This is a genomic window from Bradyrhizobium daqingense, from assembly GCF_021044685.1.
Taxonomy (GTDB): domain Bacteria; phylum Pseudomonadota; class Alphaproteobacteria; order Rhizobiales; family Xanthobacteraceae; genus Bradyrhizobium; species Bradyrhizobium daqingense.
Window position 1 is genome coordinate 7,659,782 of sequence record NZ_CP088014.1, and the last position, 22,855, is coordinate 7,682,636.

Sequence of the window (22,855 nt, forward strand, 5' to 3'; positions counted from 1 at the left end):
TCGTACATCAGACACGGTGTGGCTATCTAGGGACCCCTCTTTTGCTAACCCGCTTGGCGTTACTGGTGCCGACCACCATGTGTAGCAGGAGACTCTGGAATGGCATGATCGAGTGCATGGGTGGCCGCGATCAGCGCCAGTCCGAGAGCTTGTGCAAGGTCCCCGTGCAGTGCCACAAGCGCGCGAGTTTTCATGCGCTAGACTAAACATGCGATGGCAATTCCTCGTGACGTCGAGGGGACAGTTTTGCACCGCGCGCGACATCAAGCATTCACGTGTCGAAAATCGTCGCGATGTTTCTTTTTCTGTTAAAAGCGGCGGCATTTGTGAATGCGGTCGGTCAGGCGCCCATGCTCTCGCGTAATTCTGGATTTAATCCCGCTGAGACAATCGATTGGCGCCGGCGCTTCGAGATTCTTGGTGTGCGATCGTTCTTAGTCCGCCTGCCGAAGAGGATGCAGCTGTCCCCACCAGATGTTCGACATGGATTTGAAAACTCACTCGAATGAGCAAAGCGCGTAAGGCTTTCCTCCGGCCGCGGCGGTTCTCTGCCATAGACAAAACCCGCCGACGTTCGACTTCTAGCGCCCCCCTTACCTGTTCTGACCACGTTGGGCGGAAGTCGTTAGGGTCCTCTGCGCCTCGGCAGAAATCAGATGCGAACTTGACTGAAGAACTCCTAGTGCCAGTGAGGCATGCTCATGCGCGACCAGCTCGGGCAGGCGAGTATGTCTGATCTGCAGGCTTGCCTCGACGGCGGTGCGGTCAAGATCGAGCCGCAGCGGCATAATGTTGATGAACAGGCCCATCGTGCGGCGGCACCGGCGCCGCCATGCATGCGGCCGAACAGCACCGTGCGAACACCACCTGCTCACGGCCGCTGCTGCCCGCCACCACCTCCCCCACACCAGGTGGCAGAGGCTAGCCAGGGTTACATCAAGCCGCCGCGCCTGGCCGCGCACCCGCGCATCCTGCGGCAGCGTCCGCCGTCCCTCCGTGGTCCCGCTGCCGTCGCCGTCGGACCTCGCTTAAGCCGAACAGCCTGCCCGGCTCAACCATATCTGCGAGCCACGTCCGGAAGAACTCCTCATGGGCCTTTGCATCAACTGACCTGCCACTGCGTATTTCCTCCAGAAGGAGTTAGAGTCCGGCCCGAAGAAGGACGGACAGATGAAGCGAGCAAGGTTCACGGAAGAGCAGATTATCGCGGTATTGAAGGAGCATGAGGCTGGGGCGAAGACAGCCGACCTGGCTCGCAAGCACGGTGTTTCCGAGGCGACGATCTACAATTGGAAGGCCAAATTCGGCGGCATGGACGTTTCCGAGGCGAAGCGGCTGAGGGCCCTGGAGGAGGAGAACGGGAAGCTGAAGAAGCTTCTGGCCGAGCAGATGCTCGATGCGGCCGCACTTCGCGAGCTCCTTTCAAAAAAATGGTAGGGCCCGCCGCCAAGCGCGCTGCGATCGCGCATCTGCAGGCCGTCATGAGCCTGTCGGAACGGCGGGCCTGCTCGATTGTGGGGGCGGATCGGAAGATGATCCGCTATCGCTCCAGCCGCCCGCCGGAGGCAGTTCTGCGTGGCCGATTGCGCGATCTCGCCAACGAGCGGCGGCGTTTCGGCTATCGCCGGTTGTTCGTCTTGCTGCGGCGGGAGGGCGAGCCATCGGGGATCAACCGGATCTACCGGCTTTACCGCGAGGAAGGGCTCACCGTCCGCAAGCGGCGGGCTCGCCGCAAGGCGGTGGGGACCCGGGCCCCGATCCTGGTCGAGGCGAGGCCGAACGCGCGCTGGTCGCTGGATTTCGTCCACGACCAGTTCGCCAATGGCCGACGCTTCCGCATCCTCAACATCGTCGACGACGTCACCAAGGAATGCCTGGGCGCCATTCCGGAGACGTCGATCTCGGGGCGGCGCGTGGCCCGCGAACTGACGGCAATCGTCCAGCGACGCGGCAAGCCAGGAATGATCGTGTCCGACCATGGCACCGAATTCACCTGCAACGCCATGCTCGCTTGGTGCAAGGACGCAGCCATCGATTGGCACTTCATTGCGCCGGGAAAGCCGATGCAGAACGGCTTCGTCGAGAGCTTCAATGGCCGGATGCGCGATGAGCTACTCAACGAGACCCTGTTCTTCGATCTCGATGACGCCCGCACCAAGATCGCCAACTGGGTCGCCGACTACAATCTCCAGCGTCCCCACTCGTCGCTGAAATACCTGCCCCCCGCGGCCTACGCCGCCCACCTCACCGCAACGGACGATCGGCTGCGCAACCCCGACCAGCTCCGCCGATCGTCCGTTGCTCCATCCGCGCCACTTGGCGTACAAAACCTCAAGACTCTAACTGCCGCTGGATGAAAATGCAGTGGCAGGTCACAACGCTCACGCGCGCCTCCGTCACCACATCGCAAAAGGGATGTGGGATTATCAGGCTATGCTCATGTCCCTCCAGCACGGCCAAATAGCACTAGGCCTACGGAGATGCGGCCAGCGGTGTATTAGGCTCCCCTTCCGCCGAGAGCGGACCGAACTCGATGGCCTGCCGCTCGAACAAACTGCGATAGATGCCACCGGGTTGCACGATGAGTGCCGGATGCGTGCCCTGCTCGACGATCTCGCCGCGATCGAACACCAGGATGCGGTCGAGGCCGCGCACAGTCGACAGGCGGTGCGCGATTACGATCGAGGTGCGGTCCTTCATCAGCCGTTCCATCGCCTCTTGGATCAGCGCTTCCGATTCCGAATCCAGGCTCGACGTCGCCTCGTCCAGGATCAACACTGGCGCATCGGCAAGGAACGCGCGCGCCAGCGCAACGCGCTGCCGCTCGCCGCCCGACAGATTTACGCCGCGCTCACCCACCAGTGTGCCGTAGCCCTTCGGCGATCGTATGATGAAGTCATGCGCATTGGCGAGCCTCGCCGCCTGTTTGATCGCCGCCATGCTGGCGCCGGGTCGGCCATAGGCGATGTTTTCAGCCAGCGAGCGGTGAAACAGGATCGGCTCCTGCTCCACGATCGCGATCTGGCTGCGCAACGATCGTTGCGTGGCCAGCGCGATGTCCTGCCCGTCGATCAGGATCCGGCCGCCGGAGACGTCGTAGAGCCGCTGAAGCAGCTTGACGAACGTGGTCTTGCCGGAGCCGGAGCGGCCGACCAGACCGATCCGCTCGCCGGCGCAGATGTTGATCGACAATCCGTCGTAGAGCGGCACGCGATCGCTGTCATAACGGAAGGTGACGTCCTCGAACGTGATCATCCCACCGTGAATGTCGATCGGCTTGGCGTCGGGGGCATCGACAATTCCGATCGGCTCGCCATAGATGGCAACCAGTTCCTCCATATCGTTCACCGAGCGCTGCAGATTGTTGATGTGCATCCCTACTTCGCGCAAATAGGCGTGGATGATGTAATAGCTTGTCAACACATAGGTGACGTCGCCCGGAGAGGCGCGCCCCGCTATCCACAGCAGGATGGCGCCGCCGATCACCGAAGCACGAAAGCACAAGAGCATCACGAGCTGCACCGTACTCGTGCCGTTGGACCGCAGCCAGGTGCGCTGCACCCTCGCCCGCCAGCGTCTGACGACACCGTCAAGCCGCGCATCCTCACGCGCCTCAGCACCGAAAGATTTCGCCACAGTATTGCAAGTGAGCGCGTCCGCTAGCGTGCCGCTGAGTTTGCTGTCCCAGGCGTTGGAGACCCGCGCCGCCGGCGCGATGTAGCCGATCGTCAATGCCGTCGTGATGGCAACATAGATCGCTGCGCCGAGGCCGATCACGGCGCCGAGCTCGGGCCAATGCAGGCCGAGCAGGATCGTCGAGCCCACGAGCACCGCGAGCGACGGCAACAACGCCATCAGGATGGAATTGTTAAGCAGGTCGAGCGCCCACATGCCGCGGGTGATCTTGCGCACGGTCGAGCCGGCGAACGAGTTAGCGTGCCAGTCGGTTGAGAAGCGCTGCACGCGCATGAAGGCCCCACGGGCCACATCCGACATTGTCTTCAGCGTGAACGGCACGATCGCCTGCAAGCCCGTAAACCGCAACATAATCGAGAGCAGACCAAGGGCGAGGATACCAGCGAACGCAATCAGTGCCGCATGTCGCGCCGCTTGGTCGGAGGGGCCCGACGTCAATGCATCCACCAGACGGCCGGAATAGACCGGCATGAACAGGTCAGCGACCGTCGCCCCTAAGAAGCCAACGAGGATGATCGCGGCACGGACTGGCTGCTTCAGCCAGTGCTCCAACGCAAACGGGAGAACCAAGCCGATTGCGGCGGGTCGTTTGTCATCTTGACTGGTCATGGCGCTAGGGGTTTGTGGCGCACGCGGTGTAAAAAACGGTCGATCCAGACCCGATGTGCCCAATGCTTGGCGCGCCGTACGCGGGATGCGATAAATGCCCGGAGTCTGGGGGCTGCGGCCGAAAGCTTCTACCCATTTCACCCACTCTTCGCGTGAGCGCTTAGCCGAAGCGCCTCACGCTTTGCGAGCTCCTCGGGATGAGAGCATCGATCTGAGACATCGGCCAGCCTTGTGCGATCCGAGCTCGTGTGAGCCACGTAGGCGGGGTCGGCGTCACGCTTTGCCCATCTGCAGAAGCGTGGGGATGTCCAGCTAGCTCCGGCCTCGGCCATGGCTGTACGCAAAGGTGCATTTTGATGAAGGAAGTGTTCAGCATAACTTCACCTGGAAGATCACCTCCGCGTCGATCCGGATGGAGGTCATAGCAATCCGAACCTCCAACGCGCCACAAACGATCCACCGCCCTGCTCGCTGATCGTTAATTGCCGATGGCCCACCGGATAAATGGACGAATTAACCAGTGAGCAGCTCAGATCGTCACCCTTTTTCATCTTCTCTCCTCGGGCGCTTGCGCTTTGGTACTTTGCGAGACTCCGGGTTGCGGAGTCGCACAAACAGACCCATAGCAAGCCTTCTGACCCTTGTAGTTGGCGAGCGTTTGGACCGATTCCGACATAACCTCCTGTTTCAGGTTGTCCGGGATAGGTGCGGGGCCGTCCAGCGACTTCAGCGTCACCTCGATCAACTCGCTCGCGCGATCCTTGTTGCCGCTCTCGTAATAGTACTGAGCGACCGCCGGATAGGACAGGAACTTAGGGGCGTCGCCGCGTTGCGGAGCATTTATTGCCAGAATGTGTCCGGATAACTCATTGCCCATCGCAAAGCGCTCGGCCTGCGGCAAATGAGAGTTGTCATTCGCCGGATCAAAGAGTTGGCGCATCGCCCCGGCCATCCACAGCGCGGATTTTTTGTTGATCGCGTCACGAACCAATTGGCGCATCACCGGCAGGCCGGCCTGCAAGTCGCGCATTTTGTGAAGCAACAGATCCGCCTGGAGCACGCGGAAGTTCACGTCATCCGGCAGAACAGCGACGGCTTCTTCGACCACCGAAAGCGCCTTCGCCCAATCCTGCGCCTTCATCGCCGGCGTCAGTTTGACGAAGATCGGCATTGTGCGTTCGCCCTTGGCGATCCGCTCAGCATCGGCGGCTTTCGCTTCATCGCTGATGCGCCAGCTGCCAGTCAGAATCTTCGGCAAAACCTCTTCGAGTTGCGTCGGGGAACCGATAAAGGCGATGTGGCCATCACGGTCGACGACGAACGAAGTGGGAATCCCGATAGAAAAGCTGGAATCCATCCAAAGCTCGTCCATTTCGCGTGTGTAGTCGAGCCCGACCCGATAGTTGAGATTCGGCAACTTTTCGGTCAACCATGCGTCCAACTTGCTTCGGGCCTTTTCCGCTGTTTGAGCGCGCTCACCAGCTGCTATTCCGAGGACCTCAACTCCGCTATCTCTGTATTTCTCTTGCAGCTGTACCAGATCGGACAGCGCCGCCACACACGGTGCGCACCAAGTTGCCCAAAATTCGACGATGTACACTTTCCCGGGCTGGAAGCTCGTGAGGGGTTGACCACGCAGCCAGTTCTCCACCTTGATCGGGGGAGCTGGGGATTCTAAGCCCAGCGTCATGTTACGCTCCAAAGTTATTGTCAGGGACTGCGCGACGTTTTGTGCTCGCTGATCTCCGATCGCGACCGCGACCGAGAAGTGGGGTGCCGTGGTGTAGACGGGCTGCCGAACGAGAGCCGTAGCGAATGTCGGTGTCGCAGCGCTAAGCACGCCGACACACAAAGTTACAAGGAACAAGCTCGTCCTCTCACGAGCAGGCCACGTCGATTCAAGGAAGGAGAGCATCGCTCGACTCGCATCTGGGTGGGCTCAGCACTTTCAGTACTGCTGCACCCTTAGTAGCAACGTCCGTGCCAGCATCGTCTGCGCGCATTAAGCGCCTAATTGCGCATGAACAGCTCAACGGCAGTTCACGGCGACCAGTGTTTTGAACCCGACGGGCTTTGTGCCGGTGTCGGAATTTGGACAAGAATTGCGCACTTCGCGCCGCCAGATAACTGATTTGATGTTGTGAGCCGCCGAACGGAAACTTGGTAATCCCTGTCCCCTAGCAAACAGGATTAGAGGCGAGCGACGATTTAGATTCGACTCGAACGAGCCGAAGCCCGTTGACCGGGACACGTGTTCTGGGCGATGACGATGGAACCATTCGCCTGAACCTGCGGACGGTGCCGCGGATCAGGGAGGCTCTGAAACTGTGAGTGCTCGCCATCGCTCCAAGCGGTTCCTGCACCAAAAACTGGTACTTCGATTAGTTTGCTGTCCAGCCGCGTGTACCAGGCGTCCATGATGCCCCCTTCAATTCGAAAACCGTTTCCCTCGTATCGAAACAGACGCCGCCGATCGCCTCGATGGAGCTAAGGCTTATACAGGCGTTCACCTCCAGGTTGCTGACCGGGAGGCCGGCTGGCACCACCCGCTGGCGGCACGCATCACTTCCTTGCCGGCTTGAAAATCTTTGGCAAGCTGCGGGCCTTCAAGACCCATCGTGTCACAGCCGGATGACAGGTATCGAAATAAGTAGACGGAAAACCCTGCACTATGCGATGTGGCCGACATCGACACAGGCTATGGCAATGCGATCAATGTCATCCATGCCATTGGCGAGTATGAAAGGACCGGCGCCAGCTCCGTTGTCATCGAGGACAAGACATTTCCCAAGGTTACGAGCCTTGCTGCGGAACGTCCAGATGATGAGTTATGGCAATTTCGGATCCGGGCCTCAAGCACAGCCTTGAGGGACACCTTCCGCCGTATCATCGCTGATGGCGGCGTCCAGAACGTCCACAAGGATATTGTAACGATAGAGGAACTCTTCAGACTGCAGAGAATGGACGAGATTGAGGCAGCTGAAACGCGATTCCTGCGCTGATGCAGTGCTGCAGGCCGACTCTAATCTCGCCTGAACGGCTGTCGCTGCAATCTCGACGGGTTGGGGCGGCACGTTCGTCGGGCTACGACTCCATTTCGTTGAATGGAAGACTATCGTGCCCTGTCAGTCAGCATCTTTTGCGTTTGGCTCGAGGCTGTTAGCGCAAATGGGCAGCGGAATCGAACGGCTGTCGAGCCAGCGGAACGACGGCGCTCGGGTCAGCGCCGGCAAAACCCGCGCAGTTTTGTGATGTTTTTATGTCGGTTATAGCCAGTGGTTTGATGACCATCGAAATGGCTGCCTTCGCGCATGAAAGCTCGTGCGCTTGTGGCATACAATGTGCGCCGGATCCGCGTCGAGCGCGGTATTCCGCAAGAGCAATTGGCCTACGATGCAGGTATTGATCGCTCCTATATGAGCGGACTTGAGCGCCAACAGGCAAACCCCACAATTGATCTTCTCGATCGCCTTGCCAGGACGCTCGGCGTTGCTGTCTCCGAGCTGTTTGTTCGGCCACCCTCCAGGCAGATCGCGACCGTATCGTGGGCGCTGAGCGTCGACGAACACTGGTACTGCGCCAGCGGCGTGAACCAGTGCTGGGACAAACGGTTGCCAGGGGCGGATAATGATAACTTCGTCGCCCCGCTCTAGGACAGCCAGGCCCGCACAAAGCAGCGCTTCCTTTGAGCCGGCAGTGATTGCGATCTCTTCCGCACTCCAATCAAAGCCTGTCTGGGCGGCGAGCCTTTCCGCAATAGCTTTGCGGAGCGGCATGAGGCCAATGGGATCCAGGACGCCGCTCGCCCCAGAATCGACAGTAACCATCGCCCTCTCGTGCGCTAATGAGAGTGACTGGAAGATCTCGTCATTTGCGAGATCGATAAACTCATGCCCGCCAAAAGCAGAACCCGACGCCACGTCCTGGGCGCCGGGCACACGCTCTGTAAAACAGAACGATATCGAGTCTGACTGCAAGTGACCTCCTACGGTCGTCGAACTCGAGCAGCGAGCCAAAGCTCGCGACCGCCGTACTCTCGCGGTCTAGCCATCGAACCATATTCGGCGAGGCTGGCGATCTCACCTACACCGACACAGCCCCCCTACACAAAGCCGACAGCCTAATCGCCCGTCGCTCCATGCTGAGTGCTTGGTGCGACAATTGTGGCTCAACATCAAACTGACGGCTCTTTGGCTCGACTACGCTGCATAGAACGGCTGGACTGCTTGCAAAATGCGGGCCCCTGCCATCCTCCTACTTGCGAAGCGTTTTGCAGCCGGCACGTGGATACTTGAACGACCTCGGGCTCAAAGGATTTCGCAAACGTGAGGACTAGGCACGTGCGCCGCGACAGAGCCGTTGACGGTGACATATTGCAGTTGCTCCTGCCAAATTCGTTCAAGGTGCATCGGCGCCCGATCCGCGCAGGCGGCACGGTGTGTCATCGCCAGGAATTTTGGTGCCTGATCAATCACCAGTGTTAGTAGTTGATCCGGTACGCGTTGAAAACGCGCGTTAAGATGTTGCGACCTTTCCAGACAATCATGCACCATGCAAGCTGATGATAGAGGGTCAATATGTAAGCCAAATGGAAGCGAAGATTACAATGGCGTGAGAAGGACGGTTTTCACTCTGTGGAGGTTGAGATCGACAAAGCCGTTCTATTCGTCACTCGCCCCCTGAGATTGATTAGGGTAAGGCAGGAAAACATCGGGCCGCGAGATCGGTCAGGCGCTCGCTACCCCAGAGAGCCTGTTCGTAGCAGTGTGCGCACAGCGGCTACCAAATGTGAGTTGGCCAAAGAACGGAGGGGCTAGGTTGCCTATAAGTCCATTCGTTACTCTGTCCCGCAGACGGACGTGCGCACTTCGACTGTCCAGGACCCGGCTCTCGGTATCGGCAATCGCGCAATGGGTCGCTTTGCATCATCTGCCGGGTCTTACTCGCAAAACACGAAAATACCAACGCGCCGCTACCAGGCCTGCTTGGAGCCCTTTTCTAATGCTGGTCGTCCGTAAGGACCCGCTTTGGTGGTTTCCCCGCAGAATGGAAGGAAATGAGTGGAACATCAGAAGGCTTTCACTGACTTCAAGCACTCGCACCTTCGCTCCGGTGTGGCGCTTTTCGCACACAGTCGTAGCATCTTGAACATCGTGTGAGGGCCTGAACGAGGCACAACACTCAACTGAGTGGCTAGAGTGGCTCGTGTTCCAATTTTCCTCGCTCTAGAAGTGCCAGCCAGTATTTTCAAAGGAGTGGTACGACGCTTGCTTAAGGATGAAGCGAACTTCCGCCTTCATATAGCCATGCGAGGCGCCCCGCCAGATCGGCTTCTTAAGAAGTGGGTGACTATATGTCCGGTGTCGCCGGTGCGTTTCTCTGCGCTTCAAGCGAACCATGGTCGCGTGTTGTTGATCAGCTGAAGAAAATGATTCCGACGCTTGCACTCCGTGGGCAAGCACGGTGTCGCGGTCTATGCTTTCATGCAAGAGCGTGGGATCCGATATGCAAGGGCGATTCAATCGAACGATAATTCAGTGCGCATCGACGGAATCGAACAGGACCCGCGCTTTCGGCCTCATGTTGCAATCGCGCAGATCCGCAGCGGAGGTGGGGATGACGGCGATGTGCAGTCAATTCCCAGCCGCTATTTTGCAATTTCTCTGGACGGCGCCTTGGTGAACGCTCATGAACTCAGGAGCGAATTGCTCGCTCAGGGACCACTGATAGATACCAACACAGACGCCGAGCTCTTGCTGAGGTGGATCGAACGATCTTGCGAACGAGAATATTGGCGTCACGGCTTGCCCGCAGACTACGAAGCTATCTTTCGCGAGCTTGATGATCGTATCGATGGTGCCATTTCCGCGCTTTTGCTAGATATGAACGGTGATCTTGTTGCATATCGCAATCGAAGCGGTTTGCGACCGTTGGAGACTATGCGGGCAAGCAATGGATTGTTGCTCTTTGCTTCCGAAAATTGTGCCTTCGCTGGCTTGAAAGGTGAGACCCAGCAGCTCTTGCCTGGGAGCATACGGCGCGTGGACGCCAAGTCCGGCCGCAGCGTTGACCATATCCTGAACAGCCGAGGATGTAAGGCCAAACTCTGCGCCTACGAAACTCTCTATTTGGGAAGTCCGAACACATCGGTTGAGGGCCATTCACATCGCCAGACCCGTCACAACATCGGGCTGGCCTTGGGGAGAATCGTTGCGGAGCGAGTCCAAGCAGACCCACTCTTGATGCCGCCAATCGTGTCCTCCATGCCAAAGACTGGGGGGCCGTACGCCGATGGTCTGTTTGACTCTCTCGCCGAACAGGGCGTGCTCGCCGAGCGTAGTGACGTAGTGGCAACGCAATTTCTTGAGCGAACGCTCCTGGGCAGACCCAAGGCCCGACAATCTCGCATTGCTCAGAAGTATCTCGTGTCGGAATCTGCCGTCGCTAAACGGACCATCATAGTTGTCGATGAGGCCCTCATTCGAGGTGATACCAGCCAAGCCGTCACAACGATGCTCCTTGCCGCTGGAGCCGAAGCCGTACATTGGGCAATTGGTTCGCCGCCTATAGTTGCTCCACACTACTACGGCATGGGTATTGATACGCTAGATGAGCTCGCATTCTGGCAGGCGTTGAAGCGACTGCCGCCCGAACTACGCGCCCAGAGTCTTCGCTTCCACAGGATGGATCCGCCAGCCCTCAAAATTATTGAAAGCAACATTGCGACGGCAATCCAAGCAGCCACCATCACTTATCTGCCCTTCCGTGCCCTTGTACCCATATTGGCCAACAGGCTAGAGGGCATCGATTTGTCGCCCTTCACGTTGGAGATGCCGACCCCCGCTGGACGTCAGCGCGCGGACAGAAACTTGAAAGCTTTGCTGGCCGCTCTTCCTGTCAATCCCCGTCTGAGGTCAGCATCATGATGCCCGCTCTCGTATTTGACTGGAACGGAACACTGCTCGATGACACATACGCGCTGCTCGAAACGACCAATGTAATTTTGGACCGCTTTGGTCGTCCGAGCATCGATATAAACACCTTTCGAGAGCATTGTGATGTTCCCCTCGATCGTCTCTATCGTAGCCTCGGAATGTCGCAGGAGGAGGTTGAGGCGGTGGAGCGTGACGAAGGCGCACTGTTTCACGACACGTACGAGCCTCTTGCGGATAAAGCCGATTTACGTGAGGGGGCGCGCAGAGTGCTCGCGTTAGCCCGCCGAGAATCTGCTCTACTCATCATCCTCAGCAACCACATAGTCGCGCCTCTACAGTTTCAGCTGAGGAGACTTGGAGTGGATGACTACGTCACCGACGTGCTCGCCTTTGAAAGCCGCGCCACGCAATACAAATCGATAAGCAAAGGAGAGCGGCTTCGCCTTTATATGAACAGGCACAACCTGAAGCCGTCGTCAACCTTCATCGTCGGCGATATGCCCGTCGAGACTGATATTGCACGCAGTCTCGGGCTGACAAGCATATCCATTACCGGAGGATTTGTTTCGACCTCGCGCCTGCAAGCTGCGCGTCCAGATTACACCATCAACAACCATCACGAGCTGTTGCCGATCCTACAAAGCCATGGCTTCTTTCGGAATACTAAATCATGAGCAAGGGATCGTCAGCGAACGCGGCTCCCAAAACGATCAAGCAGAGCATAGGGCTTATCGGAGCGGGGCGCATGGGAACAGGTATAGGGATCAGCCTGCTGCGTCAGCAAAACGAACTCCACATCAAAGTCAACAAGAACCGGTTCGGTGCTGATCGCCTGATGGGTGCAGGGGCCCGCGAGCATGCGTCGATCGCTGAGTTGGCGCAGCATGTAAGTGTGGTGGTGTTGTCATTACCGTCCAGCCGCGAAGTTGAGACGGTGTGCCTCGATCACGATGGACTGTTTGTTAACATGTGCCGAGGAGGTTTGATAATTGATTGTACGACCTCGTATCCCGCATCGACCATTGCATTGGCCAAAACGGCGGAAAGACGAGGTCTTAGCTTCATTGATGCTCCAGTAACACGAAGCCCCGAGCAAGCAGAGCTCGGCCTTCTCAATGCGATGGTTGGATCGGATGCAACACTCTTTCCCGTTGCTGAACGCATTCTTGCTGCGTTTTGCGAGACCGTTATGCATGTTGGAGATGTCGGACACGGCCACAAGCTCAAGCTTGTTTACAACAGCATGACTATGGGCATCGCTGCGGTCGCCGCTGAGGTCTGCCAATTCGCGGATAGTCTTCAGATAGATCTTGTGACACTGCGCTCTTTGGTCAGTCGGGGCTCTACGAACAGTGGAATATTCCAAGCCTTCGCCGCCTTTTTGTTGGGAGAGAAACCAGATGCACTGGCAATCTCGATTGCAAATGCTGCAAAGGACATCGAGTGTGCTGTGCGCCTAGCGCGCGAGAGTGCCGTTTCCGTGCCGGTCCTGGATGCTGCCGCGCAGGAACTCAACCTCTCAGTTGTCGCAGGCAAAGGTGAACTGACCCTCCCACATTTGGCCCGATCGTAGACGCTTGGTGTGGTTCCAAGCGGGCCATTTTTCCACGAGTCCCTGGTGCCCCTCGACTTCCTGGGCATCGAGAGCGATGACTAGGACGAGATGGTCCGCATCTTCAAAGAAGTCAGCGGCGTTTCTTATACGATGGGGTGGAGTTCGATCCAAACAGCGTCAAGGTCAATCGCATTCGCGAGGAAACTGAGTATGGCGGCCTGCGCATCACCGACGCGTTGGTCGATACTGCCAAGGCCCGAATCATTATCGATTTCGCCTTTGGTGATGCGGTCGAATCGGGTCTACTGGACATGGACCTGTCGGTTCTCCACGATCTTCCTGCTCGCATCTGCGCGCTTCTGCGCGTGAGATGGTCATCGCCGAGAAATTCCAGGCGATGGTCATGCTGGACCGCACCAATATTCGTGGTGCTCGCGGCCTCATCATTGGCGCGGATACTTGAGGGCTTTGGCACACGCAGCTGTTATCCGTCCGCGCTGATCTGCGGACAACGTATCTCATTTCTGCTCTCGCCTGAAAGAACAAGAAGGTGTCGGTCCAGCAAAGAAAAGGACCGCTGCCGGATTTCTCCGACAGCGGCTCAAGTCTGGGGAGAGGCAGACGTACCGGTCTGCCAGCGGAGAAGGGCGGAGCGCTTGAAGCGATCCGGCGGCACTAACGAAGTCGTTCTGCTCCGGTTTGGTATCTGGTATTCCGGTTCTAGCTCGCCTGGCTCACGAATTTGGTGTCGAGATAGCCCTCGATTGCCTCGAGGCCACCTTCCGAACCGAAGCCTGACTCCTTCGTTCCTCCGAAGGGCACTTCGGGAAGCCCAAGGCCATGATGATTGATCGATACCATCCCGCATTGGAGATCGGCCCCGATCGCGGCCATCGTTGCGGCGGATCGCGTGTAGGCGTAGGCGGCGAGCCCGTAAGGCAGTCGATTGGCCTCCGCCACAACCTCGTCATAGGTTTTAAACCGCGCAATCGGCGCGACAGGGCCGAACGGCTCTTCATTCATGATGCGCGCTTGAGGTGGAACATCGGTCAGGACCGTCGGCTCGAAGAAGTACCCCGTATTGCCGATACGCTTGCCGCCGATGCGCAACTGGGCGCCGCAATCGAGAGCGTCCGCGACGAGGGTCTCCATTGCATCGACCCGGCGCGAATTGGCGAGCGGCCCCATCCGGCTATCTCTTTCAAGGCCATTGCCAACCTTGATCGCGCTGGCCTCGGCAACGAACCTCTTGACGAAATCTTCATAGATACTGTCATGCACCAGAAACCGCGTCGGCGAGACGCAGACTTGGCCCGCATTGCGGAACTTGTTCGCCGACAAGATTCTTGCGGCTTTCTCGACGTCGGCATCCGGGAAAACGATGGCAGGCGCGTGCCCGCCGAGCTCCATGGTGGTGCGCTTCATATGGGCGCCGGCAAGGGCTGCGAGATGCTTTCCGACCACGGTCGAACCGGTGAAGGAGACTTTCCGGATGATAGGATGGCGTATGAGATAATCTGAAACTTCGGATGGCACCCCGAAGACGAGATTGATCACGCCCGCAGGCAAGCCAGCATCCGCGAAACTACGCACCAGCGCCATGCAGCTCGCTGGCGTCTCTTCAGGTCCCTTGACGATGATGGAGCAGCCGGCTGCAAGGCTGGCGGAGATCTTCCGCACGGCCTGGTTGATCGGAAAATTCCAGGGCGTAAATGCGGCAACCGGCCCGACCGGCTCCTTGGTCACGAGCTGGACAACATTGCCAAAGCGCGCCGGGACGATCCGTCCATAGGCGCGCCGCCCTTCTTCGGAGAGCCAGTCGATGATATCGGCAGCAAGGAGCGATTCAGCACTCGACTCGGTGAGCGGCTTACCCTGTTCGAGCGTCATGATCAATGCGATGCCGGCTGCGCGCGAGCGTATGAGATCGGCGGCCTTGCGCATCGTCCTGTATCGGTCAAAGGCCGAAACCTTTCGCCAAATCTCAAATCCCTCCTGAGCGGCCATGATCGCACGATCGAGATCGCCACGAGACGCATAAGGAGTTTCGCCAATCGGCTGGCCGGTTGCGGGATTGAGGATCTTTTCCGAGCGATCCGAACCCCCTTCCGTCCACTCGCCGGCAATGAACATCCTGATCTTGGGGTACACAGGTTCTGCCTGCGTGGCTTGTTCTCGGCGCATCATGCCCGCATCTCAATGTCCCCAGCGAAGAGACAGCGGGTTGAGCTCACGCGCAAGCTCGATCAATCCAGCTCTCGTCGCCGGATGGATCTGCTCGAGCGGATGCCGCACGGCTTCGCATTTGATCACGCCGCCTTCAGCCATTACGCTCTTGGTGGCGCGCAGGCCGCACTGGCGGTTTTCGAAATTGATGAGCGGCAGCACCCTTGCATATGCAAGAGCGGCTTCCTGCCTGCTGCCCCCTTTGTGATGATCGAGCACGGGGCGGAGCAAATCGGGCAACAGCGCGCTCGACATTGTTCCGCTCGCACCGGCATCGAGGTCCGCCATCATAGTGATGGCTTCCTCCCCGTCAAAAGGACCAATGATGACCTCACCGCCGAGCTCGATCAGACTGCGGAGCTTGGCAGCCGCAAACGGCACCTCGATCTTGAAATATCTGGCGAGCGGCACCTCGCAAGCGAGCCGGACGAGAAACGGGACCGTCAATGTAACGCCGGAGAGCGGCGCGTCCTGGACCATAATTGGAATCCCGGCGGCGTCCGCGACCCGGCCGAAATGCCCGATCATGGCGCCTTCATCCGCCTTGAGGCTTGGACCATGATAAGGCGGCATCAGCATGAGGAGGCTTGCGCCACGTTCGGCCGCATAGCGGGCGCGTTGCACCGCAATCTGCGTGCTGAAATGGCTGCAGGTCACCATGACGGGCTTGCGGCCCGCGACATGCGAGAGGCAGAGATCGACCAGAAGGTCACGTTCCTGATCAGACAGCAGGAACTGCTCGGAATAGTTGGCCAGAATGCAGATCCCGTCCACGCCTTGGTCGATCATGCAATCGAGCACGCGCCGCTGCCCTTCGAGATCGAGATCTCCAGATTCCGTAAACGGCGTCGGAGCGACCGGGAACAAGCCGCGATAGATGGGGGGTTTCGCATTTCTCATGTAGAGGATTCCAGACAGGAGGCAGTCAGTTGCTGTCTAACTCGATCAGCCCATCGCGAATATCCAAGGAGTGGAGCCGATGCCGTCGGACTGTTTGGACAGATTGACTGGCGTGGCGTCACAAACAAGATTGGTTGGAGGCTTTGTTCGCGTTGGAAGCCTTTCGCGCCTCTAGATCCAGCCAGGCGGCACCAGATCCGTCAGGATGGCAAGGCATTCAAACAGGAAGTAGCTTCCGAAAATCAGCTCGACGTTCTGGGCCGCATCGATATCGCGCACGATCGCCTTTCGGGTGAAGCAGCCGCCGGTGAGCATTCCAGGCGGGCGCGGGTCATCGGGAGCAGTCGGTGTCAGGTATTTCGAGCTCAGTTGAGTAACTGTGCGCTCCGCAAATAATCTATATTTGGCGCCCCCCTCAGGACCAAGTGCGGATGCGAGGCGCAGCGCCGCGGCGGCAGCGATAGCAGTGGCCGCAGTATCCCTGCTGGTGTTGGGGATCGCCGGATCGTCGAAATCCCAGAAGGCAATGAGATCCGCGGGGACATGGTCGATCCACCAGTCAAGAAGGCGGACGGCGTAGTCGCGCCATAGCGGTTCGTCGGGGCGGACCATGGCGGCGTGAGCGGTGTAGAGCATCGCCCATCCCTGCGCCCGGCCCCAGGTGCTGATATCGCTATATCCCTTGTGCGTGTGCGTTCTGAGCACCTTACCGGTGTGATCAAGGGTGGAAGACTGGATAACTGAATTGTCCTGCCGCACATGGATCTCCAGGACGCGCCGCATATGTGCATTGGCGACCTCCTCCATCCGGGCATCGGAAAGCTCGTCCGCGGCCCAATAGAGCAGGCCTGTCGCCTGGAGCGAGTCGATGCTGCTCTCGGAAGCTCCCACTGCGCTCGCCTCCTCGGCATCCCTGCCCAACGGTATCAGTCCGAGGTGTGGATCGAACATATCACGAAGCGATCTTGCTGCTGTCAGAGCCACCGCGCGGGCGTTTTCTTCCTTGAACAGGATGCTGCCGAGGGCGCCGGCATGATAGAAGCCGAAGCCCTTGAAGGCCGTAAGCCGCTCGGCACGCGGCAACATTCGGCTTAGCGCAGCACGCGCGTCTTCGATTGGGAACTGGCTGCGATCAGCGAGGTGCGCGAGCCAAAGCTCACCGACAAATGCCCCGCCGGTCCAATCACCATCGGGGGTAAACGTCCATTTTCCGTCGGCGGCACTCGCCCAGTGTGGCAAGCCCGAGCGTGCGGTGTCCCGAGTCTCGGCAATGCGCTTCAGCATACGCTCGCGCGCGGGCAGATATTGGCTTTCCGACATGGCTTCTGGTCCAACATAATACTCGCCGCGCGGCTTTGCCCTGGCGGCAACTTAAAGCTCTTTACCAACAGATCCTGGACTGGCGCGAACGGTTGGTGTTCACGAGACTTCCAATCGTGCTTGGCTGCATCTCTGCGGAGTAGCAAGCCTCGTCAGCAGCACCGCAGGGAAAGCCGCGTGCAAGTTTATGCCAATCACGATGACCCTCCGACGTAAGCGTGCTGCTTTCGACAATCCTCGTTGTTCGTTAGTGATGCGAGTCCGCAGCGCCGATGGCGCCGGTTTCATAAAGATGCTTCAATTTCCTAGCGTCATAGCCCAGCTCTTTCAGAATCTCTTCCGTTTGCGCACCGAGCTTTTGCGGCGGCAAACGCACGTCCGGCTGCTCGCCGTCGTAGCGCACGGGATGGCTGACAAGGGTGATGGGAGCTCCGGTCGCGCCGGTCACGACCTGAAAATTTTTGTTATGCGCGATCTGCGGATCCGCAACGACGTCGGCATAATCGTTCACCGCAGCGTGCCAAATTCCACGCGCCTCGAACAGGACGATGCATTCCATGGTTGAGCGTTTGGCGATGTTGGCAGCAATCATGGCTGAGGCCTCGTCCCGCCGGCGATACGCCTCCTCGTCAGGAATTCGCTGGTCGGCCGGAAGGCCAAGCGCGCCTGAGAGCGCCTCCAGCGATCCCAAAGAGATCGCAATGTGCCCATCGCGTGTCGCATAGATGCCGTAAGGCGCACCGTAGTACCAGCCGGCCACCGGGCCCGGCTGACGGACGTCGTCAGGCCTTTGGCCGTTCAGGTAGCAGGTAAAAGATTCCATCTGCAGGTCGAGCGCAGCCGACAGCAGGCTAACATCGACGCGGCAGCCCTGCCCCGTCCGCGCCTTCCGCACCAAGGCAGCCAGGATCCCCGCCGCAAACAAGGCGGCGCCGTGATGATCGATGGCGGAAACGCCGACAGCCCGCGGCCCCTGCTCGCGACTTCCGGTGATCATCGCAAGTCCTGATAGCGCCTGGATCAAGAGATCCTGGCCTGGGCGATCGACATAGGGCCCGTCAGGACCGTAGCCGGAGGCAGCGGCATAGATGATCTGCGGATTGATCTTCTTTGCATCCTCGTAGCCGAGACCAAGCTTGTCGAGCACACCCGGGCGGAAGTTCTCTGCGATCACATCCGATTTGGCGATCAGTTGCCTGGCGATGACCACGGCTTCGGGTTTTTTCAGATCGAGCGTGAGGCTGCGCTTGTTGCGGTTTCCCGTCAGAAGCAACATTGATTGGCCGTCAACCCGCTTGTCCGCCCCGCCCCATTTCCTCTGAAAGGCCCCCCCGGGCGGTTCCACGGCGATCACGTCCGCACCGAGGTCGGCGAGAAACTGCACGCCGACCGGACCCATCAGAAAGTGATTGAGGCTGAGGACTCGAATGCCCTTCAAAAGATCGACCATACATCCTTGCTTTCGGTTTTACCTGAAATCGAGGTGCTGGTTCTCGATTTCTGAAATCGATTTCAGACTTAGGCTGTGCGAGAAGCGGAGTCAAGCGAATCTACCAACTTTCGAATGAGATTCGCTTCATCCCGCTCCATCTGTGCATGAGAGGGGCAGAAAATAGCGCCGATGGCCCGCATACAGGGCTTGAGAAGGTAGCGCTCGTGATGGTTTAACCCTTTTGAGGGGAGACCCTCTCCTTCTCCTGGTTGACCAACGCAAATGGACAAGAAACCTGTAATCGCGCCCAAAGGCCGGCAGCAGCCGCGCGTGAAGATCGAGGACGTTGCCCGGAAGGCGAATGTGTCGCCGGCGACGGTGTCGCGGGTTCTCAATCACCCCGATATCGTACGGCCGGAGCTTCGCGACAGGGTCATGCGGCATATCAATGACCTCGCCTACACGCGCGATAGCGCAGCCAGAGCATTGAAATCGGGACGCATGCGGACCGTCGGCGTCATCGTTCCGACACTGGCGCTCGGTATCTTTGCAGAAGGCGTGGAAGCCCTCCAGAACCGCCTCAGCGAAAGCGGCTACACGCTGTTCATTGCGAATTCGCAATATGACCAGCGGCGTGAATTTCAGGAACTGCAAAGTCTCATTGAACGCGGCATCGATGGAATCGTGCTGGTCGGAGCTTCCCACGGACGGGAGCTGAGGAGCCTGATCGAACAGGCAGGCGTACCCGTCATCACCACCTATGTTGCCAAGGCCGGCGGCGGCATCCCCGCGATCGGAATCGACAACGAAAGCGCCACCCGCGAGATGACGGAGTATCTGCTAAGGCTTGGACACGTCCGTTTTGGCGCGATTGCCAACGTTGTCGCCGCGTCCAACGACAGATCCCGCGCCAGACTCGAGGGAATTCAGCGCGCGCTGTCGGACGCCGGTCTCCCGCTCAAGCCGAGCCAGGTCGTCAAGGCCGATTATTCGCTTGCCCAGGGCCGTAGCGCCCTTCGTCAGCTCCTCACCGATCATCCGGACACGACAGCAGTCATCTGCACCACCGACACGCTTGCCATCGGTGCAATGGCAGAGGCTCGCAAGATGGGGCTGGCCGTACCGGCTACGCTTTCCATCACAGGATTTGACGATGTGGAGCTGGCGGCGCAAATGGACCCGCCGCTCACAACAGTCAGCGTTCCGGCAGCAGAAATCGGCCGGGGAGCCGCCGATTATCTCATCAATGCCATTGCCGGAAGTCCTGTCCCGAGAAGTGTCGTGTTGCCGTACCGGCTGGTCATGCGCTCATCGAGCGCCCCGCCGCGGTCCAGCGTCCGTCCCGCCCGTCGCGGGCGCAGTCGAGATCATTGACCGGGCCACGGTCCTGATAACTATTTCAGAACCGGAGGCTGGCGTCCGCATCCCAGGACCCGATGACGCAAGCTGCTCGCCCCTTATCATTATTCGCCCGTAAGTAGAGGTGGCTGAGCATGCGATGCGCCGCCTGCGCGATCGTCAATGGCACAAGAGACTTCTCAATGCTCGCGTTCAACGTGAACGGAGTGAACGGGCGCATGGTGGTGGCTGGCGCCCAGTTCGTGCAATCTATGATGCAGGCGATGATGCGCAAGTTCCAGGGCAGCTCGCAGCCGCGAGTGTCGCGCTTCGTCGGACTTGGGAGCGAGCGTGTCCATATAGGCGATCGATCCCTCGATTTGAGCAAGGACCGACACTGCATCCGCGGTGGCAAAGATGGGCATTCCGCCTACTTTGACATATACCGCACTGGTGTGCGCCGCAATGTCGGCCTCGCGTCCGGCGACACTGCCCCGAACGCGCAGCGCGATCCAACATGACTCGTTGATGGGCAGGGAGAGCTGCCCCTTGCACGACAAGCCTCCGCATCGAACCTCCTCGAGGACCGTGCCGTTACATATGAGCTCCACCCGCGCCGGCGGGACGCTGACCGATTCGATCCGCCAGTCGATCGTGAGGGTGCCGCCTGAACGGGGAAGGGACACCGTGCCTCCAGGGCGACGTCCTTCAACGGTCATCTCAACCAGAGGCCCGACAGTGATGAACGTGTCCCCGCTGCGTACGGCATCCATCCAGTTGCGATACGTGAAGTCGCGTTCGCCCAACCGCACATAGGTCCGTGAGCCCCCGAGGAGCGCGGCCGCGTCCATCTTGTCGGAGCCCGCCACCAGCGGCAGATGGTAGCCGATGTTGAGGTAGCGATACCAATCGGCGAGACCAAATGCGCTGAGCTGCGCGGTCCGCGGGTTGAACGACATCATTTCGATGGCGTCGACAAGGCCGAGCACAATGTCGGCCGCACGCTCCGCCTGCGGGTTCGGCGCATGCGGCATTACCACCAGCCCCCCTTGCTGACGGCAGCGCTCCGCCCAGTCGGCCATGGTCGCTTCCAGAACATGGCCGATTGCAGCTTCGTTGGACCCGCCGCAAGAGAGCGGATTGATCATCTCACCTTCATAGCCGAGCAGCGATATGTGCCCCAGAACCTGCATCCGGTTCTCCGTGCCGACCCGAACCAGGAATTCTCCGTCGCCGCCGAAATCCTTTGCCCCGAACGTCGTGCGTCCGTCGAAATCGGCGACGTTGGTGAATAGCTCGCCCCACTGTGCGGCGAGCAAGTTGACCACGTTGACACCCTCCGCCTTGCCCTCAAGCAGCGCTGTCTGCGGGCTTAGGAAATGGACGTGCGTATCAGAGCTAACCCATCCCTGTTCGCGCCAGCGCAGCACACGATCGAGCTCAAAGGTGAGAGTGTCCGTGCTTGCAGTGATGTCGACGATGGTGCGCAACGGGCGCACCTCAAAACCCCTGCAGATCTCTACGAACACGGGCCCGAGCGGCAGGTCCGCCTCGCAACTGCCGTCCACGTAGACGTACTGGTTCAGCCCATTGGCAAATTCGCCCGAGAAGTCCTCGAACCTGCCGGTATTGACCTTGCGGTGATGTCCCTTGGGTGGCAGATACTCCCCATGCGCACCATGGACATGCAACCGCGCGGCAACGCGCACGCCACTGTCCTTTTCCATGATGCGGATCTTGACCGGCCTTGTGGCCGGTTCGACTGTCGCCACATTGAGCGAGGCGCTTGCGTTACCGCCACCTTCCAACGATCGAAGCTCGAACATGTGCAAGCGGCCATCGTCGGGGCGCAGATAGAGTCTTGCGTCCGGATGCGCCGAGTACTCAACGATGACTTCGCTCCCGCAGCGCACGGGCTGCACATCAACTTTGGCGCCCAGCCAATCCGCTCTGGAGTACTCGAGCACTGCGCGTGCCGAGATGACCGTGCCGAGGTCCATGCCGATCTGCTGGCCCCGATCGTCGACATCGAGCTCGCCAAGCTTGTTCAGATGGAACCCCGGCGGCAGCCTCACCTTCAGCTTGCGACGGCCCTGGAGGCGCAGCGGGTGCTGGGTGAGCGCTGTCGTGGTCACCGCAAACACAAGCGAGATTTCCTGTTCCGCGCGCAAGCTCAACGCCGAAAGCTCCTTGTCCGGATAAGGATTGGGGAGCGCGTAAAGCCACACGTTCTCACCTTGTCGATCCATGCGTCCCGATTGGGTGCGAGCCTCGCCCTGGAAGAAGTTCGCCCCCGGCGCTCTGCCGAGTACAAAGTCCTCGCCGGTGCTTGCATGTACGGTGGGCGCGCGTAGCGGCAAGGCGGCGAACGCACTCGCACTCCAGGAGATGTGGTTCTGCTGGATCGCGAAGCGGCGCAGCACCGGCACGTCGGTCTCGCTGCCGTCGGCATAGCGGAGCCCGTATGTCGCCACCCGGTCGCCGAGTGGATTGCCTTCTACAGGCAGCGTAGCCGGGCCGATCTCTCCGAAACCCTCGGGGCTTGCACTGGGGCGGTCTGCCGCCACTTGCACGAACAGCACATAGCTCGCCATCGTCGGCGGCAACGCGATTACGGCAGGAGGGGCGCCGGGGCGCAGCTCCAGCACATCCGGCCCTATTTCGCTGCCGAAGAGAAAGGGCATGCCGCGATGGGTCTGGAGCCCGCGAAGTGAATCGATCCAGCCGGTGTCACCCGGGCGGGCGGCGAACCCTTCACCGGCATTTGCGCGCTTGGCGTTGAAATATCGCTTCAAGTCCACAGGCGTGAAGTGCGGCGATGAAGGTGTTTTCATGCTTCGGACT

Annotated in this window: 16 protein-coding genes and 1 pseudogene; 9 read left to right on the top strand and 8 right to left on the bottom strand. The window is 59.4% G+C overall.

Annotation, left to right across the window (positions count from 1 at the left end; all coding sequences use genetic code 11):
* Positions 1 to 275 precede the first annotated feature (275 nt).
* Positions 276 to 509 (top strand): hypothetical protein, encoded by a 234-nt coding sequence (locus LPJ38_RS36355; RefSeq protein WP_145643197.1) that lies wholly within the window; start codon positions 276 to 278, stop codon positions 507 to 509.
* Between the two features lie 84 nt (positions 510 to 593).
* Here LPJ38_RS36355 and LPJ38_RS36360 read toward each other — a convergent pair whose 3' ends face one another.
* The gene (locus LPJ38_RS36360) at positions 594 to 809 is read right to left on the bottom strand and encodes a hypothetical protein (RefSeq protein ID WP_095424350.1); all 216 of its coding nucleotides are present in this window, start codon (positions 807 to 809) and stop codon (positions 594 to 596) included.
* Between the two features lie 361 nt (positions 810 to 1,170).
* Here LPJ38_RS36360 and LPJ38_RS36365 point away from each other — a divergent pair.
* A protein-coding gene (locus LPJ38_RS36365) for an IS3 family transposase (protein ID WP_095424349.1) occupies positions 1,171 to 2,357 on the top strand; the annotation gives its coding sequence in 2 pieces (ribosomal slippage) (positions 1,171 to 1,423 and positions 1,423 to 2,357; 1,188 coding nt in all).
* 115 nt (positions 2,358 to 2,472) lie between these two features.
* Here LPJ38_RS36365 and LPJ38_RS36370 read toward each other — a convergent pair.
* Both LPJ38_RS36370 and LPJ38_RS36375 read right to left on the bottom strand, forming a co-directional pair.
* Positions 2,473 to 4,305: an ABC transporter ATP-binding protein gene (locus LPJ38_RS36370; RefSeq protein ID WP_095424348.1), complete on the bottom strand. Its 1,833-nt coding sequence runs from the start codon at positions 4,303 to 4,305 to the stop codon at positions 2,473 to 2,475.
* Between the two features lie 547 nt (positions 4,306 to 4,852).
* Positions 4,853 to 5,995, bottom strand: a complete 1,143-nt coding sequence (locus LPJ38_RS36375) for a TlpA disulfide reductase family protein (RefSeq protein ID WP_145642731.1) — start codon at positions 5,993 to 5,995, stop codon at positions 4,853 to 4,855.
* Between the two features lie 988 nt (positions 5,996 to 6,983).
* Here LPJ38_RS36375 and LPJ38_RS36380 point away from each other — a divergent pair.
* From LPJ38_RS36380 to LPJ38_RS36400, 5 genes and pseudogenes are all read left to right on the top strand, one after another.
* Positions 6,984 to 7,307: a hypothetical protein gene (locus tag LPJ38_RS36380; protein WP_014497904.1), complete on the top strand. Its 324-nt coding sequence runs from the start codon at positions 6,984 to 6,986 to the stop codon at positions 7,305 to 7,307.
* A gap of 309 nt (positions 7,308 to 7,616) precedes the next feature.
* Positions 7,617 to 7,826: pseudogene (locus LPJ38_RS38415) on the top strand (helix-turn-helix domain-containing protein); the annotation flags it as partial.
* Between the two features lie 2,016 nt (positions 7,827 to 9,842).
* Entirely contained in the window at positions 9,843 to 11,231 is a 1,389-nt protein-coding gene (locus LPJ38_RS36390) for an amidophosphoribosyltransferase (protein WP_231088531.1), read from the top strand.
* A complete protein-coding gene (locus LPJ38_RS36395; protein WP_028144093.1) occupies positions 11,228 to 11,914 on the top strand; it encodes an HAD family hydrolase in 687 nt (228 codons plus the stop codon). The genes LPJ38_RS36390 and LPJ38_RS36395 overlap by 4 nt, the downstream gene beginning before the upstream one ends.
* Positions 11,911 to 12,813, top strand: a complete 903-nt coding sequence (locus LPJ38_RS36400; RefSeq protein WP_041956566.1) for an NAD(P)-dependent oxidoreductase — start codon at positions 11,911 to 11,913, stop codon at positions 12,811 to 12,813. The genes LPJ38_RS36395 and LPJ38_RS36400 overlap by 4 nt, the downstream gene beginning before the upstream one ends.
* A gap of 702 nt (positions 12,814 to 13,515) precedes the next feature.
* Here LPJ38_RS36400 and LPJ38_RS36405 read toward each other — a convergent pair.
* The 4 genes from LPJ38_RS36405 to LPJ38_RS36420 form a co-directional block, all read right to left on the bottom strand.
* The gene (locus tag LPJ38_RS36405) at positions 13,516 to 14,979 is read right to left on the bottom strand and encodes an NAD-dependent succinate-semialdehyde dehydrogenase (RefSeq protein ID WP_035711516.1); all 1,464 of its coding nucleotides are present in this window, start codon (positions 14,977 to 14,979) and stop codon (positions 13,516 to 13,518) included.
* A gap of 12 nt (positions 14,980 to 14,991) precedes the next feature.
* Complete coding sequence (locus LPJ38_RS36410; RefSeq protein WP_018645246.1) at positions 14,992 to 15,921, bottom strand: dihydrodipicolinate synthase family protein; 930 nt, start codon at positions 15,919 to 15,921, stop codon at positions 14,992 to 14,994.
* Positions 15,922 to 16,092: 171 nt separating this feature from the next.
* The gene (locus LPJ38_RS36415; protein ID WP_018645247.1) at positions 16,093 to 17,241 is read right to left on the bottom strand and encodes a hypothetical protein; all 1,149 of its coding nucleotides are present in this window, start codon (positions 17,239 to 17,241) and stop codon (positions 16,093 to 16,095) included.
* Between the two features lie 247 nt (positions 17,242 to 17,488).
* A complete protein-coding gene (locus tag LPJ38_RS36420) occupies positions 17,489 to 18,625 on the bottom strand; it encodes a CaiB/BaiF CoA transferase family protein (RefSeq protein WP_231088695.1) in 1,137 nt (378 codons plus the stop codon).
* Between LPJ38_RS36420 and LPJ38_RS36425 the strand changes: the two genes are divergently transcribed.
* Both LPJ38_RS36425 and LPJ38_RS36430 read left to right on the top strand, forming a co-directional pair.
* The gene (locus LPJ38_RS36425) at positions 18,521 to 18,745 is read left to right on the top strand and encodes a hypothetical protein (RefSeq protein WP_231088721.1); all 225 of its coding nucleotides are present in this window, start codon (positions 18,521 to 18,523) and stop codon (positions 18,743 to 18,745) included. The genes LPJ38_RS36420 and LPJ38_RS36425 overlap by 105 nt on opposite strands.
* A gap of 210 nt (positions 18,746 to 18,955) precedes the next feature.
* On the top strand, positions 18,956 to 20,047 hold the full coding sequence (locus LPJ38_RS36430; RefSeq protein ID WP_018645249.1) for a LacI family DNA-binding transcriptional regulator: 1,092 nt from the start codon (positions 18,956 to 18,958) through the stop codon (positions 20,045 to 20,047).
* 164 nt (positions 20,048 to 20,211) lie between these two features.
* On the opposite strand, the gene LPJ38_RS36435 is transcribed toward LPJ38_RS36430, so the two are convergent.
* A complete protein-coding gene (locus tag LPJ38_RS36435; protein WP_231088532.1) occupies positions 20,212 to 22,845 on the bottom strand; it encodes a CehA/McbA family metallohydrolase in 2,634 nt (877 codons plus the stop codon).
* Positions 22,846 to 22,855: the final 10 nt, after the last annotated feature.